Annotated in this window: 14 protein-coding genes; 7 read left to right on the top strand and 7 right to left on the bottom strand. The window is 70.6% G+C overall.

What is annotated here, in order from left to right; genetic code table 11:
• Positions 1–34: 34 nt before the first annotated feature.
• The 3 genes from AB0H87_RS03655 to AB0H87_RS03645 all read left to right on the top strand — a co-directional run bounded on the left by AB0H87_RS03655 (position 35) and on the right by AB0H87_RS03645 (position 2,696).
• Positions 35–484: a hypothetical protein gene (locus tag AB0H87_RS03655; protein WP_360138993.1), complete on the top strand. Its 450-nt coding sequence runs from the start codon at positions 35–37 to the stop codon at positions 482–484.
• A complete protein-coding gene (locus AB0H87_RS03650) occupies positions 481–2,067 on the top strand; it encodes a multicopper oxidase family protein (protein ID WP_360138990.1) in 1,587 nt (528 codons plus the stop codon). The genes AB0H87_RS03655 and AB0H87_RS03650 overlap by 4 nt, the downstream gene beginning before the upstream one ends.
• 83 nt (positions 2,068–2,150) lie before the next feature.
• Positions 2,151–2,696, top strand: a complete 546-nt coding sequence (locus AB0H87_RS03645) for a hypothetical protein (RefSeq protein ID WP_360138987.1) — start codon at positions 2,151–2,153, stop codon at positions 2,694–2,696.
• Between the two features lie 1,117 nt (positions 2,697–3,813).
• On the opposite strand, the gene AB0H87_RS03640 is transcribed toward AB0H87_RS03645, so the two are convergent.
• Positions 3,814–6,621, bottom strand: coding sequence for an EAL domain-containing protein (locus AB0H87_RS03640; protein ID WP_360138983.1), 2,808 nt, complete (start codon positions 6,619–6,621; stop codon positions 3,814–3,816).
• 329 nt (positions 6,622–6,950) lie between these two features.
• Positions 6,951–7,544 carry a hypothetical protein gene (locus tag AB0H87_RS03635; RefSeq protein ID WP_360138980.1) on the bottom strand — a complete coding sequence of 198 codons (594 nt, stop codon included), beginning with the start codon at positions 7,542–7,544 and terminating at the stop codon, positions 6,951–6,953.
• A gap of 109 nt (positions 7,545–7,653) precedes the next feature.
• On the opposite strand from AB0H87_RS03635, the gene AB0H87_RS03630 reads away from it, so the two are divergent.
• On the top strand, positions 7,654–8,262 hold the full coding sequence (locus AB0H87_RS03630) for a short chain dehydrogenase (protein WP_360138977.1): 609 nt from the start codon (positions 7,654–7,656) through the stop codon (positions 8,260–8,262).
• Positions 8,263–8,858: 596 nt separating this feature from the next.
• Here the strand turns inward: AB0H87_RS03630 and ligA are convergent.
• Both ligA and uppS read right to left on the bottom strand, forming a co-directional pair.
• The gene (gene ligA, locus AB0H87_RS03625) at positions 8,859–10,979 is read right to left on the bottom strand and encodes an NAD-dependent DNA ligase LigA (RefSeq protein WP_360138974.1); all 2,121 of its coding nucleotides are present in this window, start codon (positions 10,977–10,979) and stop codon (positions 8,859–8,861) included.
• Between the two features lie 120 nt (positions 10,980–11,099).
• On the bottom strand, positions 11,100–11,861 hold the full coding sequence (uppS, locus tag AB0H87_RS03620) for a polyprenyl diphosphate synthase (RefSeq protein ID WP_360138971.1): 762 nt from the start codon (positions 11,859–11,861) through the stop codon (positions 11,100–11,102).
• Between the two features lie 65 nt (positions 11,862–11,926).
• Here uppS and AB0H87_RS03615 point away from each other — a divergent pair, with 65 nt between their 5' ends.
• Entirely contained in the window at positions 11,927–12,682 is a 756-nt protein-coding gene (locus AB0H87_RS03615) for an NAD(P)H-binding protein (RefSeq protein WP_360138968.1), read from the top strand.
• A 32-nt stretch (positions 12,683–12,714) separates the two neighbouring features.
• Positions 12,715–14,358: an acyltransferase family protein gene (locus AB0H87_RS03610; protein ID WP_360138965.1), complete on the top strand. Its 1,644-nt coding sequence runs from the start codon at positions 12,715–12,717 to the stop codon at positions 14,356–14,358.
• On the opposite strand, the gene AB0H87_RS03605 is transcribed toward AB0H87_RS03610, so the two are convergent.
• From AB0H87_RS03605 to AB0H87_RS03595, 3 genes are read right to left on the bottom strand one after another with little or no spacing between them, the layout of a single operon-like run.
• The gene (locus AB0H87_RS03605; protein WP_360138962.1) at positions 14,355–15,320 is read right to left on the bottom strand and encodes a carbohydrate ABC transporter permease; all 966 of its coding nucleotides are present in this window, start codon (positions 15,318–15,320) and stop codon (positions 14,355–14,357) included. The genes AB0H87_RS03610 and AB0H87_RS03605 overlap by 4 nt on opposite strands.
• Complete coding sequence (locus tag AB0H87_RS03600) at positions 15,317–16,228, bottom strand: sugar ABC transporter permease (RefSeq protein ID WP_360138959.1); 912 nt, start codon at positions 16,226–16,228, stop codon at positions 15,317–15,319. The genes AB0H87_RS03605 and AB0H87_RS03600 overlap by 4 nt, the downstream gene beginning before the upstream one ends.
• Positions 16,225–17,538, bottom strand: coding sequence for an ABC transporter substrate-binding protein (locus AB0H87_RS03595; RefSeq protein ID WP_360138956.1), 1,314 nt, complete (start codon positions 17,536–17,538; stop codon positions 16,225–16,227). Before AB0H87_RS03595 ends, AB0H87_RS03600 begins: the two co-directional genes overlap by 4 nt.
• Positions 17,539–17,710: 172 nt before the next feature.
• Here AB0H87_RS03595 and AB0H87_RS03590 point away from each other — a divergent pair.
• Positions 17,711–17,912 (top strand): LacI family DNA-binding transcriptional regulator (locus AB0H87_RS03590; RefSeq protein ID WP_360138953.1); only part of this gene is annotated, 202 nt, incomplete at its 3' end.

The following is a 17,912-nucleotide window of genomic DNA, read 5'->3' as shown; positions in this document are numbered from 1 at the left end:
TCCAACCCAGACTCTCCCGGACGGGGTTTCGCTGATGCGCTCGCTCTATGTGTGGCTGTCCCGGTTGATCGCGCTCGGTGTGGTGGTGCAGGTCCTGGTCATCGCCTGGAGCGCGTTCGACATCATCAACAAGGCCGGTGACGGTGTCCCGTTCACCGAGGACACCGAGGCCAACGCCGGCGCGGCCATCCACTCGGTGGTCGGCATGATGATCATCCCGGTGCTGGCGCTGCTGTTCGGCATCATCTCGTTCTTCGCCAAGGTGCGCGGCGGCGTGGCTCTGGCCTGGGCCGTGGTCGGCCTGGTGGTCCTACAGATCGCGCTGGCCTTCGCCTCGTTCAGCGCGCCCGTCGTGGGCATCCTCCACGCGCTCAACGCGTTCGCGATCGCGGGTGTCGCCGGGATGGCCGGCAGCCGCGCATCCCGTTCCGACACCCCTGTCGCCGCGACGGCCGGTGACGCCGGGGTTCGCGCGGGCGCATGACGGCGCTTGACGACCCGGCCGAGCGCTCCACCAGCTCGGCCGGGGCGGACGAGGCTGCCCAGGCCACGGTGGCGGCGCCACCGTCCGGCGGTGCGGAGGCCGCCGGGCCGGTGCGACGGCGCTGGGTCCGGCAGGCGTTGCGGTGGGGTGCGATCGCGCTGTCGCTGGTGCTGGTCGGGACGCTCGGTTATCTCTGGTACGCCAGCCGGTTGCCGTCCTCCTACTCTGTGATGTCGATGGGTTACGCCGACTACGGCGGCGGTGCGGTGCCGGTGGGCGGGCATCACCATGACGGTGGCGTCTCGGTCGCAACCTTGACCGGGCCGTCCGGAACGCCCGCGGTCGCGGTCTCCCTGACCGCCCGGAAGCAGTCGTTCACGCTGGCCAGCGGGGAGTCGGTCGCGGGTTACACGCTCAACGGGTCGTCGCCGGGGCCGGAGATCCGGGCCACGGTCGGTGACCTCGTGCAGGTTGACCTGGTCAACGAGTCGGTGCCCGACGGCGTGGCGTTGCACTGGCACGGTGTGCGGGTGCCCAACGCCGAGGACGGCGTGGCCGGGGTTACCCAGGACGCGGTGCCCGTCGGCGGGCGGCACACCTACCGGTTCCGGGTGGAGGAGGCGGGGACCTACTGGTACCACTCCCACCAGGTGTCGCACGAACAGGTGAAAGGCGGCCTGTTCGGTGCGCTGGTCGTGCTGCCGCCGGGTGCCGCTTCTCCGGCGGACGTGGTGGCGCAGGTGCACACGTTCGACGGCCGGCGGACCGTGCAGGGTGCGACGGGGGAGCGGCGCTCCACGGCGCCGACGGGGGTGGCCACACGCGTGCGGGTGGTCAACACCGACAGCGGGCCGCTGCGGGTGTCGGTGGCGGGCGCGCCCTACCGGGTGCTCGCGGTCGACGGTCACGATCTGCACGAGCCGGGGTTGGTCTCCGATCGCGGGCTCTCCGTTGCCGCGGGTGGGCGGGCGGATCTCGAGGTGACGCCGCCGGCCGGTGGTGGCGCGGTCCGGGTCGACCTGGGTGCCGGCTCGTCGCTCGTGCTCGGTCCGGAGGGTGCCGCGGCGCCGGCCGCTGCCGCGCCCACCGCGCTGGTCGACCTGCTGTCCTACGGCACGCCGGCGCCGGTGTCGCTCGACACGAGCCACTTCGACCGCGACTTCGCGCTGACGATCGACCGGTGGCCGGGCTTCGTCGACGGGCGGCCGGGGCTGTTCTGGACGATGAACGGCCACCTCTATCCCGACGTGCCGATGTTCATGGTCCGCGAGGGCGACATCGTCCGGATGACGATCAAGAACGACTCGGGTGAGGTGCACCCGATGCACCTGCACGGGCACGTGGCGCTGGTGCTGTCCCGCGACGGGGTGGCGTCGACCGGGAGTCCATGGTGGACGGACTCGCTCGACGTCGACGAGGGCGAGACGTATGTGATCGCCTTCCGCGCGGACAATCCGGGCATCTGGATGGACCACTGCCACAACCTGCCGCACGCGGCGGACGGGATGGTCGCGCACCTGGCGTACGAGGGCTACACGACCCCGTACGTGATCGGCGGAAACGCCGACAACGAACCCGAGTGAGCAATCAGACACCGACTTCGACCTTGCACAATTCCTCACGTTGGGTAGCGTTGCCTGTCGATCGTTGATCGAGAGCAGGCGGTATGCACGTCGACGTGGAAAAGGTCCTGACCGGCACCCGACGCGAGGAGGCCTGGCACCTCTACACGGACGCCTTCGCGGAACTTCGCCAGGCGGCGGTCCAACGCCACGTCCTCTACCGCACGGAGTTCGACGACATCATGTCGGACGACCGCGTGGAGAAGTACGTGGCCGTGTCCCCGACGGGCGACCTCGCGGGCCTGTCGACGTTAACCAACGACCTGACCGCGATGCCCCTGATCTCGCCGGAGTACTTCGCCAACCGCTGGCCGGACCACTACAAGGACCGCCGCATCTGGTACCTGGGCTTCATCGCCATTGCGGCCCCTGAGCGGCGGTCGGGGGTCTTCGAGGCGATGATCGAACGCATGTGGCGGGTGGTCCGCGCGAACGCGGGGGTCGCGGCCCTGGACCTCTGCGCCCGCAACGAGTCACGCCAACTGGATGCCGCGATCACCCGGACGCTGACGGCCCTGACCCCGGAAGTGGTCCCGACCCGCCTGGACACGCAAGCCTTCTGGTCCTGGGAACTCCCCACCGCGTCCTAACCACACGGCGTGCTCTCCGCGGTCGCGCGATGACCGCTGTGCGCGGTCCGCGATGCCTGCTCCGCGCGGTCCGGGACGACCGGGGGCCTGCACGGTCTCGTGCGGTGACGGGTTCCGCGATGCCGCGATGACCGCTGTGCGCGGTCCGCGATGCCTGCTCCGCGCGGTCCGGGACGACCGGGGGCCGGCACGGTCGTGCGGTGACGGGTTCCGCGATGCCGCGATGACCGCTGTGCGCGCTTTCGCGATGAGCGCCTCGTGGGGTGCGGGACGACCGGGGGCCGGCACGGTCGTGCGGTGACGGGTTCCGCGATGCCGCGATGACCGCTGTGCGCGCTTTCGCGATGACCGCCCCGTGGGGTGCGGGACGACCGGCGGCCGGCACGGTCGTGCGGTGACCGTTCCCGCGATGCCGCGACGACCGCTGTGCCCGGTACCGCGATGAGCGCTCCGCGTCCGGGACGACCGGCAGCCGGCACGGTCGTGCGGTGGTGACCGCTTCTCGCGGTGCCGATGACCGCTCCCTGCGGTCCGGGACGACCTGCTGCCTGCGTGGTGCCGCGATGAGCGCTCCGTGCGTCCGGGATGACCGGCAGCCGGCACGGTCGTGCGGTGGTGACCTTCTTGCGGTGCCGATGACCGCTCCCTGCGGTTCGGGACGACCTGCTACCTGCGCGGTGCCGCGATCACGGCACTCTCCGGGTAGTCACGCGACGACCGCCTTGCCGGGCGTCGCCGCGTCGATCGGTATCCGGTTCACCGGCAAGGCTTGCAAGCACCGGCGGCGGGCGCTTCGCGCTCCGCGATTGCCGGGGCCGCGCCGTGCCGCGATGACTGCTCTGCGCGGCCGCGCGATCACCGGTCAATGCGGTCGGCCGGCAGGCTGCCGAAGCGTTGCCCTGCAGGAGGTCGCCGCCCCGGCGACGCCGCTGGGACGGCAGACCGACCGAGGAGGCGGCGAGCCGAGCGACAGCGGTCTTGGCGGGCTAAATGACGCCCTCGGCCCAAAAGCTTCAGTCCGACGGCGCGGGCGACTCCGTGCACTTACGCCGTTTCTGTCGTCGATCGGGGGCTCGTCCCGCGTACGCGAAGGCTCGTCGACGCCGGGTCGCTGTTGTCAGCCTTCGTTGGGTTCGATTCGTGGGCGGGCTGCGGCCGTGGAGTCCGCCGGTGTCGAAGACATGCGGCGTGAGACCTCGACCGCGTCGGCGGTTGGGGGAACCTCGTCCGTTGGACCGGCGGTCTGCAGGTCACCGGCCGACCGCCGGCGGTTCTTGACCGGCATCCGCGGCACCGACTGTGTCGGCTCCGCGCTCTCGGGACCGCGGGCCGCGTCCTCGTCAGAAGCTGAGTGCGGGCCGTCGCCGCGCGCGGCAGGTCGGCGCGAGCCGTTGCCGTTCGACGGTTCGTCGGCTGGATGGTCGGCGCCGTTCTGGGTCGCGGCCGTCGGGGTGGCCGGCAGATCCGGTGGGATCGGGGCGAGCAGCCGCCGCACCGACTCCGGGTCCGGGCTCGCCGGCGCCGGGCCCAGGCGTGGGAACGACGTCGGGCGGTCCGGTGTTGTGCGCGGGGTGCGGGCCAGGTCGGCGCCGCGGCCGATGGTGGCGGGGCGGCGTAGGCGGGCGAAGGTTTCCGGGTCCTGGGGGCGGCCCCATAGCCAGCCCTGGCCGTACACCACGCCCAGCGCCTGTAGGACGTCCCGCTGCGCCTGCGTCTGGACGCCTTCTGCTACCACCGTCAGGCCCAGGGCCGAGCTCATCGCGACCACCGCGCGGACGATTTCCTCGTCTTCCGGGTTCGTGCCCAGGCCGCCGACGAAGGAGCGGTCGATCTTCACGCCCGTGACCGGGTGGCGGCGGAGGTAGCCCAGCGCCGAGAAGCCCGTGCCGAAGTCGTCGACCACCAGGCGCACGCCCAGGCCGCGCAGCTCGGCCATCACCTGGTCCGTGACCTGCGAGCCGTCGACCATGACCGACTCGGTGATCTCCAGCATCACCGACGCGCCGTCCAGGCCGTGTTCGACGAGGGCCTCGGCCAGCTCGCCCGGCAGGCGCGGGTCGCGCAGCTGGCGCGGCGAGACGTTGATCGACAGCCAGAAGTCGTCGGCGACCACGTCGTCCTTGCGCCACTCGGCGAGCTGGCGCAGGGCCTCGCGCATCACCCAGCGGCCCAGGTCCGTGATCAGCCCGGTCTCCTCGGCCACCGGGATGAACTTGGTCGGCGCGATCGTGCCCTTGACCGGGTGCTCCCAGCGGATCAACGCCTCGACGCCGGTCAGGCGGGCGCCGCCCAGACGGACGATCGGCTGGTACGCGAGCCGCAGCTGATCGTGCGCGAGCGCGTGCCGCAGCGCCAGCTCGATGTCGATCCGGTCGCGTACCCGATCATGCATCGTGGTGTCGAACAGCACCCAGCGGCCGCGCCCTTCGGCCTTCGCCTGGTACATCGCGGTGTCCGCGTCGCGCAGCAGGCCCTCGGCGGTGACGAGCGCGGAACCCGCGGCGTGCGCGTCGCGTACGTCGTCAGCCTCGGTCTCTGTCTTGGGCGCGCCCGCGCAGGTCGAGCCGGCGATGCCGATCGAACCGGACACCACGACGTCGGACGCCGTGGCCTTGAGCGGCAGGGTGAGGCTGGCCAGGATGCGCTCGGCGAGCGCGATCGCCTCGTCGGCGGTGGAGGAGTGCGCGATCACGAACTCGTCGCCGCCCACCCGCGCGACCGCGGCACCGGCCGGCACCGTGCGGCGCAGGCGGCGGGCCACCTCGACGATCACGCGGTCGCCGGCGTAGTGCCCCCACGAGTCGTTGACCAGCTTGAACCCGTCGAGGTCGAGGAAGAACAACCACAGTGGACGGTCCTGGTCCGGCCGGGCGGCGAGTACCTGGCCCACATGGTCGACGAGCAGCGCGCGGTTGGGCAGGGCGGTCAGGTGGTCGTGGGTGGCCTGGTACTCGTACTCGCGCTGCGCCGCCGCGTACGCCTGAACCGCGGAAACCGCCCTTAACAGCAGCAACGCGACCATCAGCCCACCACCGACGGCGATGACGACCCTGTCGAGCGTGCTCTGGTCGGGAATCGCGGCGGTCAGCACGAACGGCACCGCGAGCGCCGGGATGATCAGCAACAGGCGGCGCCAGGACCAGGCCTGGACAGGCAGCGGCGTACGGCGGCCGATGCCGCGCATGGACGGGTGGAGGGCGCACGCGCCGATCAGCACGAAACCGAACAGGAAGGGCAGATCGATCCAGCGGTTGCCGCTGAGGGTGCCGTTGACGCCGATGATGGCGTAGCCGATGTCGCCCGCGAGCAACAGGACCATCGACCCGATGAGCATGAGGTAGCTGGGGCCGCGGATCGAGGTGGTGAACGCGACGTTGGCGACCAGGAGGACCAGGACGAGGTCGAAGATCGGGTAGAGCCCGGCCACGGTGGAGACGGCGGCGGAGCGGTTGGCGATGTCGGCGGCCGGGAGGGAGAACATCAGCGCGAAGATCAGACCCGCGCCGAGCCCGATCAGCATGCCGTCGATGACGGCGTGGCGCTTGGGCCCGTGCTTCATCCGGAGGAAGCCGACCAGCGCCACGAACATCAGGACGTATCCGGGCACTGTGAAGGCATCGCTGGTCAGTTGGACGGCCCCGTCCTGCTCAGCGGACCAGGGCCGGACTATGGCGCCGACGGCGAACAGCACGGACGCGGCGGCCAGCAGGTACCACGGCCAACTCGGGCGGGCGTGGTTGATGCGGGGCCCGACGACCAGAGCGGCGGCGGCACCCACGCCGACGGCGGTGAAGACGGCGCCGGTGACCACGGCGTTGCCGACGACGATATATGCGATTGCGGCGAGCAGACCGGCCAGGACGAAAAGCCCGGCCGGAATTGCGGAGGCCAGCGGCTGCGCGCCGGCCGAGACCGCACGTGGCATTTCATCGCCCCCTGCGCGGACTTCCGGCGACGTTTCCCAGCGAACCACGACTGTAGCAGGAGCGATCGGCAGTAAGTGACTGTTCTTCGCGTTTGTCGGCCGGATTCGTTTTGGGAAGTCCTTTGGCTGGAACGAAATCCACGATGGTCCTACTGGGATGCGCCAATCAGGACGGTTCCCGCGCTCACGCGGCCGCCGGCCTGTGGTCGACGTGGTCGGCGTTGCGAAGCCGGTCGACGGTGACGCTGTGGACGATGGGACTCAGTTCGTCAAACGCCAATTCCTGGGTACGGAATGTAATCGGCCCTGCTCTTTGCCCATTGTGCAGGTTAACCGGGGATCGGAATGCGGACCATTTCGGCGATTTCCGTGGTACTGGCCGCGGCATCCAACGCCTCGAGCGTCCCGCCGTTGTCGAGCCAGCGGTCGGCGGCGCGGGCGTCGCTCCCGGCGGGGAGCCCACCGGCGATCAGCAGCGGCAAGGTCACGGCGTAGCGGGGGACCATGTGCGGGGGGAACCGGTGCGGCACGCGCGCCACGGCGGTGGCGACGCGGATCGCGTGCTCGTTGCCCGGCGGCACGCCCTGGCGGTCCGGTTCGGCGGCGAGCCAGCGCCAGTCGTGCGCGGTGTCGCACTCGCCGCAGCCGACGGGCCCGGACCCGAGCCGGTCGCCGCACGACGGGCAGGTGGTGTGGTCGAGCGCGCCGTCGAGCACGCGCCAGCCGACCCCGCGCGGGTCCGCGGCGATGGTGGCCGCGAACGCGGGCAGGTCGTCGTCGGCGACCTCGTACTCGCGCAAGGCCGCGCGCCAGGCTGCCTGGATGTCGTCGTCGAGCCAGCGCAGACAGGTCGGGCAGGACGGCGCCCGCCCGGGCCGCCGCCACCCACACTCCGGACAACGCGGCAACGGTCGCAGGTCCATGAGCTGATCATCGCAGGCACGTGATCCGCGGTCACCCGCATTCCGGGCCGGCCGCCTGGCGTCGGTAGTTTTCGGGGATGTCCGCTCGGGGCTATTGGGGAGGTCAGGCGTGAAGGTGATCGTGGTCGGCAGCGGGGCGATCGGGGCCGCGGTGCAGGAGACCTTGGATGCGCACGGGCACGAGGTGGTGACCGTCGGGCGGACCTCCGGGACGCACCAGGCCGACATCACCGACAAGGCGAGCCTGGACGCGCTTTTCGCCCGGCTCGCCCCGTTCGACGCCGTGGCCAGCGCGGCGGGCCCGGTGTTCGGGGGGCCGCTGGCGGCAGCCACCGATCGACAGTGGGCCGACTCGATCGCGGGGAAGGGCATGGGCCAGATCAACCTGGTACGCGCGGCCCTGCCGCACATCGCTGACGGCGGCTCGTTCACGCTGGTCTCTGGTGTGTTGGCTGACGAGTACACCCAGAACAGCACGCTCGGGTCCACCGTGAACCACATGGTCGAGGGCTTCGTGAAAGCCGCGGCCACCGAACTGCCGCGCGGCCTGCGCATCAACTGCGTCAGCCCGACCGTGCTGGCGGAGTCGCCGCAGTACTTCCCGTTCTTTCCGGGCTTCCCGCCGGTGACGGGGGCGGAGGTGGGGCTGGCTTACCTGCGCGCGATCGCCAACCCGATCACCGGGCGCATCATCAAACTCCACAAGACCGCGTCGTGAGAGCCGCAGCGCCTGGGCGCAGCCTTTTGCCGCAAGTGCAGGTGTGGCGGCGACTGCGTGCCGACGCCACGGGGGTCTAGGCCGGCAACCGCAGCCAGCGCGGCTGGCAAGGAGGCCAACGCCCAAGTCTCGACGCGAGTCAAGCGTTTGGTCAGGCCGCGTGACACACGGGGCGACAACGTCCAGTCGGATCACTCCTCGAGCTGGCCACCGGCGTCGCGTGCGCCGAGGTTGACCCGCGACTGGCGCTGCGTTCGCCGAGGCCGACCTGCGACCGGCGGGGCGTGCTCCGAGGCCGATCACCGCCCCGCAGCGGGCGGCCGGCGGGGTGCGCCGAGGGCGAACTGCGACCGGCGGCGCGTGCGTCGAGGCGGAACTGCGGTGGCGCGTGCCGCGAGGCGGAACCGCGGCTGGTGGCGCGTTCGCCGAGGCCGAATCGGCGGCCCGGGGCGTGCGTGCCGAGGGCGAACCGCGATGGGTGGCGCGTGCGTCGGGGCCGAACCGGCGGCCGGTGGCGTGCGCCGGGGTCGACTCGCCACCGGCGGGGTGCGCCGAGCCGACCCGCCGCCCGGTGGCGGGTGGTCGGAAACGCGGCCTTAAGCCGGCGTTGGCAGGGCCTCCTCCAACAGCGCCGCCGCGCGCGCGGTGTCGCCGGAGGTGTGGGCCGCCAACAGGTCCGCGAAACGCTCCGCCGGCAGGATCGGGATGCCTATGTCCTCGGCCTTTGTGGCCTTTGAGCCCGCGCCCTCGCCGACGACTACCAGGTCCGTGCGTTTCGAGACCGAGCCCGATGACTTGCCGCCCAGGCGTTCCACTGCCTCGTTGCCCTCGTCGCGGGTCAGGCCTGGGACCGCGCCCGTGACCACCACCGTCATCGGGGTGCCGTCGGGGCGGCGTAGGGGCAGCGCGGCGGCGGCGACCTCCGGGTCCGAGGTCGTCGGGGCGGTCGGGTCGACCGGCTCCGTCATGTTGACGCCGCGGGTGGTCAGTTTGTCGATGATCGGGCGGAGCTCGACCAGTTCCGCGGCGATCGTCAACGCTCGCTCCGGGCCCACGCCCTCCACCGTCTGCAAATCTTCGATCGTGGCCGAGAGCAGGGCGTCCATCGTGGTGAAGTGCCGGGCCAGGCGGCGGGACATCGAGCGGCCCGTCATGCGTAGGCCCAGGCCCGTGAGGACCCGCGACAGGGGCTGGGCCTTCGACGCCTGGATGTTGGCCACCAGCTTGCCCGCCGAGACGTCGCCCATCCGGTCCAACGGTTTCAGCGTCGCCACGTCGAGGTCGTAGAGGTCCGCCGGGTCCGTGACCAGGCCCGCGCGGACCAGGAGGTCGATGATTTTGTCGCCTAGGCCCTCGATGTCCATCGACGTGCGGGCCGTGTAGTAGGCCAGCGACTCGTGCGCGCCGCAGGCGCGGCCGCGGGTGCAGCGCCAGCGCTTCTGGGAGCGGTCGATCTCGCCGCCGCAGCGAGGGCACTCCGTCGGCGGAGTGAAGGGCTCCGAGCTTTCCGGGCGTTCGTCGAGTTTCGCGCCCGTGACCTCCGGGATCACGTCGCCCGCGCGGCGGACGAAGACCGTGTCGCCAGCGCGGACGTTGCGGCGGGTCAGGTCGTCGAAGTTGTGCAGCGTCGCCGACGTGACCGTGACGCCGCTGATCTGGACCGGCTCCAGGACCGCGACCGGAGTGATCACGCCGGTGCGGCCGACCTGGACCTCGATGCTCAGCAGTGTCGTCGTGCGCGTGTCGGCCGGGAACTTGTAGGCGATGCCCCAGCGCGGCGCCCGGCTCGACGAGCCCGCGTCGGTGCGGTCGGCGTCGCTGTCGGCCTTGACCACCGCGCCGTCGACGCCGAAGCCCAGGGTCAGGCGCTTGTCGTTGAGGGCCTCGATCGCCGCGACCACCTCGTCGATCGTGGCGCACAACGGCATGCCGGCGCCCGAGCCGGCCGTGGTGGAGACGCCCAGGGACGCCACGTAGGACATCGCGCCCGAATGGGACAGGTGCGCCGTCGGGTCGAGGCCGTGCACGGCATATGCGAAGAACGACAGCGGCGCCGAGTAGGCGCGGTCGACCGCGCGTAGCGTGCCGGCCGCGGCGCTGCGCGGATGGGCGAACGGCGGCTCGCCGTGGCCCGTGCGTAGCTCGTTGGCCAGCTCGAAGTCGGCCTCCGTCATGAAGACCTCGCCGCGGATCTCGAGCGTGACCGGCTCCGACAGCCGATGGGGTAGGCCCACCGCGCGCCGCGCCTGGCCCGTGACGTCTTCGCCGGCGCGGCCGTCACCGCGGGTGATCACCTGGGTCAGCTCGCCGTCGGCGTAGCGGGCCGAGATCGCCAACCCGTCGATCTTGGGCTCGACCGTGTAGCCCGCCGCCGGCCGCCCGAGGATGCGGTCGAGCCGCGCCGCCCACTTGTGCAGCCCCTCGGCGTCGAAGACGTTGTCGAGGCTGAGCATCGGGGTGGTGTGCGGGACGTCGCCCACCACGCCGCCGCCCGCGCCGACCGTCTCCGTCGGCGACTCCTCGACCGTCCACTCCGGACGCGCGGCCTCCGTGGCCGCGATGCGGGCCATCAGCGCGTCGTAGGTGGCGTCGTCCATGGCCAGGGTGGAACCCGAGTAGTAGTCGCTGGCGGCCGCCCGGACCCGCTCGACCGCCTCTGTGTAGTCGGCGCGCGAGTCGAAGGCCGCGGCGTGCGCGGGATCGACGGTCGTGGACATGATGGCCCCCATGAACAGCATCGGACGAACACCACGACCCTAGCGGCCCGGTACGACAAATCCAGGGGACGGGCGGCGCGGCGGGGGTGTCTCGCGCGGGCGGGCACGCAGGGGAGCCCGTCAATCGGTGGCCGCGCCCATGCGGCCGGCGTACGCCCGAAGTGCCCTCAAGAAATCGACCTTGCGGAAGCCCGGCCAGTAGACGTCACAGAAGTACAGCTCGGAGAACGCCGATTGCCACAGCAGGAAACCGGACATCCGCTGCTCGCCGCTCGTGCGGATGACCAGGTCCGGGTCCGGCAGACCGCTCGTATAAAGGTGCACATCGATGTCGTCCGGCGCGAACCGCTCCGCCAGCGACGACGCCGACTCGCCCAGTGCGGCCGCCTCCGCCAGCCGCCGCCGCACGGCCTCGACCACCTCTTCGCGACCGTCGTACCCGAGGGCTACCGTGAGCGTCGACGGCCGGTCCAGCGTCGCCTCACCGACCTCTTTCAGCGCCAACCGGGTCGAATCCGGCAGCATGTCGATCCGTCCCGCCGTCCGCACGGACCACGGGCTCGACGGCCGCGCCAGCCGCTCCCGGCACGCCTCCTCGATCAGCCGCAACAGGTGGCCCACCTCGCCCGCGGCGCGCTTGCGGAGGTTGTCGGCGGAGGCGGCGTACACCGTCACGCACGAGATCCCGACCTCGTCGCACCAGCCCAGCACCCGCTCGAGGTGCGCGGCGCCGTGGCGGTGGCCGGTGCGCGCGTCCGCGTACCCCATCTGGCGCGCCCATCGCCGGTTGCCGTCCGTGACGATCGCGACGTGCCGCTGGACGACGGCCAGCGCGCGGCGCAGCCGCTTCTCGTAGATCCGCTGTGCGAGCGACGTGATCATGCCCGATCAAACCACGAACGACCCGGGCACGGAGGAAAATCAACAGCTGACAAGGGGGTACGCGCATGCGAGTCGCAGTCATCGGCGGCACAGGTCTGGTCGGGCGGCACACGGTCGACGCGTTGCGGGCGAAGGGCCACGAACCGGTCGTCGTTTCGCGGCGTACGGGGGTCGACGTCACCACCGGCGCCGGGCTCGACGCCGCGCTGGAGGGCGTCGCCGCCGTGATCGACGTGGTCAGCTTCGAGTCGGCCGAGCGGGCGGCGGCCGAGCAGTTCTTCGCGGCCGAGACCGAGAACCTGCTCATCGCCGAGCAGCGCGCGGGCGTCGGCCATCACGTGCTGCTGTCGATCGTGGGCGTCGACCGGGTCGAGGGCAACGCGCACTACGCCGGCAAGCGGGTGCAGGAGGCCCTGGTCACCGACGGCGCGATCCCGTGGACGATCGTCGCCGCGACCGAGTTCTTCGACTTCGCCGCGCAGGTGGTCGGCTGGACCCGCACCGACGCGGGCGCCGTGGTGCCGCCGCTGCTGGTGCAGCCGGTCGCGGTCGCCGACGTGGCCGACCTGCTGGCCGAGGTCGCGGTGCGCAAGCCGGTGGGCCGGACGATCGAGATTGCCGGGCCGGAGACGCACGATCTGGTCGACATGGCCCGGCGTACGCTCACCGCCCGCGGCGACGAGGTCCGGCTCATCGCGAGCTGGCGGGACAGCCCGCTCGGCGTGGAGATGGCCGGCGACGTGCGGCTGCCCGGTGACGATGCGCGGATCGCGCCGACGACGTTCGAGACCTGGCTCGCCACCCAGTCGAAACGGGGCTGACGGACCGGGCCGGCGGTGCCATCCTGGACCGCGTGACCGTCGACGACACCGCACGGAAGACCACAGTAGACAGACGACCCGAGCTGGACGCGATCCGTACGCTCGTGGTGGTCGGTCTGGTGTTCTTCCATGCCTCGCTGGTGTTCGACGCGAACGACGACTTCTACGTCAAGAACCCGGAGACGACCGGCGTCACCACCGTCATCGCGGGCTTCGCCGTGGTGTGGGCGATGCCGGCCTTGTTCCTGATCGCCGGCTTCGGCTCGTGGCACTCGATGGCCCGACGCGGGCCTGGCGGCTTCACCCGGGAACGGCTGCAGCGGCTCGGCGTGCCGCTGCTGTTCGCCATCCTCACGTTCCTGCCAGTGCCGGTCTGGCTGCGGATCAAGGCCGCCGACCCCGGCTATCACGAGAGCTATGCGGCCTTCCTGCCGAAGTTCTACACGGTCCGGCCGGATCTCGGCGATTTCCCGTTCGTGGTGGGCGGCGACTACTTCGAGACCGGGCATCTCTGGTTCGTCGTCCTGCTGCTGACGTTCTCGCTGCTTCTGGCAGTGGCGGTGCGCTGGATGCCGCGGGCCAGCGGGGTCAAGGACCGACTAGCCGGCGCGGTGGGCCGGCGCGGGGTGGTGCTGCTGCCGGCCCTGGCCACGTCCGCGATCTGCGCCTGGGTCGGCATGGAGGAGGCGTTCGCCGGCTGGAGCCGGTGGGCCTACCTGCTGTTCTTCCTGTGTGGTTTCGTGCTGGCCGCTGACGAGCGGTTCCGGGTGGCGATGCGCCGCGACGGCGTGCTGGCGGCCGTCGTCGGTGGCGCGGTGTTCGCGGTGACCGGGCCGGTGCTGCTGACGGCGGGCGACGACCCGTTCACCGCGATGACGGCGCACGCCGTCGTCGCCAGGGCGCTGTTCGGCTTCGCCGGCTGGTGCATCGTCGTGGCGATCCTCGGCCTGCTCGACCGCCGCAACGTCAAACCCGAACTCGTGCCTGCGGAGGAACTCGCCTCTCCGGCCGAGTCTGGGTCCGTGGCCGTCCCTGGCTCCGGGTCCGTGTCCGGCTCCGTGGCCGTCCCTGGCTCCGTGTCCGTGTCCGGCTCCGTGGCCGTCCCTGGCTCCGGGTCTGTGGCCGGCTCGGGGTCTGTGGCCGTGCCTGGGTCTGTGGCCGGCTCGGGGTCTGTGGCCGTGCCTGGGTCTGTGGCCGGCTCGGGGTCTGTGGCCGTCCCTGGGTCTGTGTCCGGCTCCGGGTCTGTGGACGGCTCCGGGTCTGTGTCCGGCTCCGGGTCTGTGTCCGGCTCCGGGCCCGTGCCCGGCTCCGGACCCGGCTCCGGGTCCGTGCCCGGCTCCCGGTCCGACGTTGAGATCGATCCCGAACGCAAGCGCGAACCTGGGCTCAGGGCCGAGACCGCGACCGAACCCGAACCCGAACCCGAACCCAAAGACGAGCGGAGCAGCCCACTACGCAGCGCGTACCACTACCTGGCGGTTGCCGCGCTGCCGCTCTACGTCCTGCACCAGCCCATCGTCGTCGCCGTCGCCTACGGCGTCGTCCGGTGGGACGCGCCGATCCCTGTCAAATACCTGGCCGTCGTCGTACCCTCGCTGGCGTTGACCATCGCCGCCTACGAGTTCCTGGTCCGCCGCACCAGGATCACCCGCTACCTGTTCGGCATGCGGACCTAGCCCTTCAGCCCCGTCATCGAGATCCCCTGGATGAACCGCCGCTGGAAGATCAGGAACATCACCACCATCGGGAGGGTGGCCACCACCGAGCCGGCCATCAGCAGGTTCCACGACGTGCGGTTCTTGACCACGAACAGCGCCAACCCCAGCGGCGCCGTGTAGTGGTCCGAGCTGGAGACCACGATCAAGGGCCAGAGGAAGTCCTCCCAGGCGTACGTGAAGGTGAAGATCGCCGTGGCCGCCAGGGCCGGACCGCACAACGGCAGCACGACCTTCCAGAACACCTTGAACTCCCCGGCGCCGTCGATGCGGGCCGCGTCCAGGAGCTCGTCGGGAATCGCGAGCATGTACTGCCGCAGCAGGAAGATGCCGAACGCGCTCACCGCGCCGGGCAGGATCAGGCCGTAGTACGAGTCCAGCCAGCCGTGGCCGCCCTGGCCCATGATGTCGTTGCCGCCGAAGAACGGCACGTGCTTGAGCACCAGGTAGTTCGGGATCAGCGTCACCTGCGGCGGCACCATCATCGTCGCGAGGAAGACCATGAAGATGATGTTGCGGCCGGGGAAGCGGCGCTTGGCGAAGGTGTACGCCGCCAGCGAGTTGAAGAACAGCTGCAGCGTCGTCACCGACCCGGCCACGAAGGCGCTGTTGAGGAACCACCGCCACGCGCCCTCGCTGCCCTCCGCGAGCTCGCCCGCCTTGCCGATCCCGAAGAAGCCCTTGTAGCCGTCGAGCGTCGGGTTCTTCGGGATCCACTGCGGCGGCCACGAGAAGATGTCGCCGACGTGCTGGAACGAGGCCGACACCAGCCACGCGAACGGTGCCACGAAGAGGATCGCGCCGGGCACCAGCACCAGGTAGCAGAAGCCGAGGAACGCGCGCCGCCGCCACACCGGCCCCCGGGGCTTCGGCGCGAGGGTGGGCGGCGATGGGGGCGCGGGTCGGTCGACGACGGCCGTCACAGGTCAGCCCTCCGGTAGAGGCGCAGCTGGAGCGCGGTGAACACCAACAACAGCAGGAACAGCGCGTACGCCAGCGTGCTCGCGTACCCCATCTCGTAGAACTTGAAGGCGGCCTCGTAGATGTAATAGACCATCGTCGTGGTGCGGTTGAGCGGCCCGCCGCTGGTCATGATGTAGATCTGGGTGAACACCTGGAACGAGCCGATGATGCCCATCACCATGAGGAACAAAGTGGACGGTGCCAGCATCGGCAGCGTCACATAGCGCAGGCGGGCCCAGGCGCCGGCGCCGTCGATCCGGGCCGCCTCGTAGAGGTCGTTCGGGATCGCCTGCAGCGCCGCGAGGTAGACCACCATCGAGAAGCCGACGCTCGCCCACACGCTCATCAGCACCACGGCCGGCATCGCCAGGTTCTTGTCGGAGAGCCAGACCAGCGGCTGCGTGATCAGGTGCGTCTTCAGCAGGTAGAAGTTGAACAGGCCGTAGTCGCCGTTGTAGAGCCACTTCCAGATGATCGCCGCGACCACGAACGGCGTGATGTTCGGCAGGAAGTAGAGCGTGCGCAGCAGGCCCCGGCCGCGGATCGGCTGGTTGAGCAGCAGCGCGACGGCCAGGCCGAGGGCCATCCCCAGCGGCACGGAGGCGCCGGTGAAGTACGCCGTGTTGATGATTGAACGCCGGAAGTCCTCGTCCTGCACCATGTCCTGGTAGTTCTGCAGCCCGACGAACGGCTTCTCGGGCTCGAGGATGTTCCACTCGCGGAACGTCAGGTAGAACGCGAACAGCAGCGCGAATACGGTGAAGATCGAGAACAGGATGAGGCCGGGGGCGAGGAACCCGTACGCGGACCGCTCCCGCCACATCACCCGCAGGACGCCACGCCGGGCGCCCCGCCCCCGCCCACTCACCTGATGATCTTTTCAGCTTCGGCGGCCGCGTTGTCCAGTGCCTGTGCCGCGGTCTGCTCGCCGTAGATCGCCTTGCCCAGCTCCTCGTTGAGCGCTTCCTCGATCTTGGGCCAGTCCGGGTTGGCGACGACCTGGCTGACACCGCACGGCATCGCCTCGGCGAAGCCCTTGAGGATCGGCTTCGTGGCCACGAGGTCGGGCGACTCGAGCAGGCTGTTGATCGGGGGCAGGGTGGTGCCGGCCTTGGACTTGTAGGTCCACTGGGCGACGTTGTCGGGCTGGCTCAGGAACTCGATGAACTTCCACGCGGCGTCGGTCTTCTTGCCCTGGCTGAACAGCACCAGCGCGTCGCCGGCGATCGTCGTGCCGCAGCCCGCCGAGCCCTTGGGTAGCGGTGCCACCGACCACTTGCCGTCGATCTGCGGGAACTCGTCGCCGAGGGTGCCCGCGAACCAGGATCCGGCGACGTACATGCCGACCTGCCCGTTGGCGAACGCCTGGCGACCGTCGTACGAGTTCGAGTTGAGGTAGTCCTTCGGTGCGTACTGGGCCAGCTTCACGTAGAAGTCCGCCGCGGTCTTGGCCTCCGGCGAGTTGAACAGCACCGACTTGCCGTCCTCCGAGAGCAGCTTCCCGCCGGCCTGCCACAGCCACGGGTACCAGTAGTACGCGGCCTCGGGCGCGAAGAGCGGCTGGCCGTAGGTGCGCTTCGCCGGGTCGGTCAGCTTGCGCGCGGCGTCCTCGTACTCGGGCCAGGTCGTCGGTGGTGCGGAGATCCCGGCCGCCTGGAAGAGGTCCGTGCGGTAGAACAGCGCCGTCGACTCACCGTCGAACGGCAGGCCGTACATGCCGTTCTCGTACGTCACGAAGGTCTTGAACGCCGGCACGTACGCGTCGGCCTTCACGACGTCGCTGCGCGAGATGTAGTTGTCGAGGTTCACCAGCGCCTTGCGGGAGGCGAACTGGGCGGTCGTGCTCGCGTCGATGAACGCCACGTCGGGGGGATTGCCGCCGGCGACCTGGGCGGTGAGCTTCTCGTTGGCCTCCTCGGCCGGTACGTTCTGCAGCTCGACCTTGATGTTCGGGTGCTCTTTCTGGAACTTGTCGACCAGGGTCTTCATGTCGGGCTCCGCGCCGACCCAGGACGCGAAGGAGATGGTCACGGGGGAGGTGGGCTCCGGAACCGGCCCTTCGCCGGCCCCCTTGTCGGTCGACGAGTCGCCGCCGGTCGAGCACGCGGCCAGCAAGAGTGCCGCGGTCGTCGTCGCCACCACCGTTGCCAGGGACCTACGGGACAGGCGATGCGTCATCGGATCAGCTCCCTAAGTCTTTATCGACGAATCACAGGCGTAACCCGCATGCAAATCGTTTGGCATACTGGTGGCTAGGGTCATCGTCCGATCAGTCGTTGTCAAGAGATCGGACGCAACGATCCGTTCGTCGGCCGCTCGGAGGGAAATCGCTTTGCTACCGTCTGCAGGCATGTCCGAGCCGCCGCGCGCCGCCGGCCCGTCCGACGACGGCCGGGTGACGCTGGTGCAGGTGGCCAAGCTGGCCGGAGTCAGCCCCACCACGGTGTCCCATGTGCTCTCCGGCAAGCGCTGGGTCGCCGAGGCCACCCAGGAGACCGTCCGCGAGGCCATCCGCCAGCTCGGCTACCGGCCCAACAACGTCGCCCGCAGCC

The organism is Asanoa sp. NPDC050611 (assembly GCF_040654855.1).
In the GTDB taxonomy this organism is placed as follows: Bacteria; Actinomycetota; Actinomycetes; order Mycobacteriales; family Micromonosporaceae; genus Asanoa.
Note: the sequence above shows the minus strand (reverse complement) of the source record. Positions and strands in the feature narration are given on the sequence as shown.

Excerpts from the sequence above, each read along its gene's own strand:
- AB0H87_RS03655 (WP_360138993.1), top strand. The coding sequence starts at position 35 with ATGCGCTCGCTCTATGTGTGGCTGTCCCGGTTGATCGCGCTCGGTGTG.
- AB0H87_RS03650 (WP_360138990.1), top strand. The coding sequence starts at position 481 with ATGACGGCGCTTGACGACCCGGCCGAGCGCTCCACCAGCTCGGCCGGG.
- AB0H87_RS03645 (WP_360138987.1), top strand. The coding sequence starts at position 2,151 with ATGCACGTCGACGTGGAAAAGGTCCTGACCGGCACCCGACGCGAGGAG.
- AB0H87_RS03640 (WP_360138983.1), bottom strand. The coding sequence starts at position 6,621 with ATGCCACGTGCGGTCTCGGCCGGCGCGCAGCCGCTGGCCTCCGCAATT.
- AB0H87_RS03635 (WP_360138980.1), bottom strand. The coding sequence starts at position 7,544 with ATGGACCTGCGACCGTTGCCGCGTTGTCCGGAGTGTGGGTGGCGGCGG.
- ligA (WP_360138974.1), bottom strand. The coding sequence starts at position 10,979 with ATGTCCACGACCGTCGATCCCGCGCACGCCGCGGCCTTCGACTCGCGC.
- uppS (WP_360138971.1), bottom strand. The coding sequence starts at position 11,861 with ATGATCACGTCGCTCGCACAGCGGATCTACGAGAAGCGGCTGCGCCGC.
- AB0H87_RS03615 (WP_360138968.1), top strand. The coding sequence starts at position 11,927 with ATGCGAGTCGCAGTCATCGGCGGCACAGGTCTGGTCGGGCGGCACACG.
- AB0H87_RS03595 (WP_360138956.1), bottom strand. The coding sequence starts at position 17,538 with ATGACGCATCGCCTGTCCCGTAGGTCCCTGGCAACGGTGGTGGCGACG.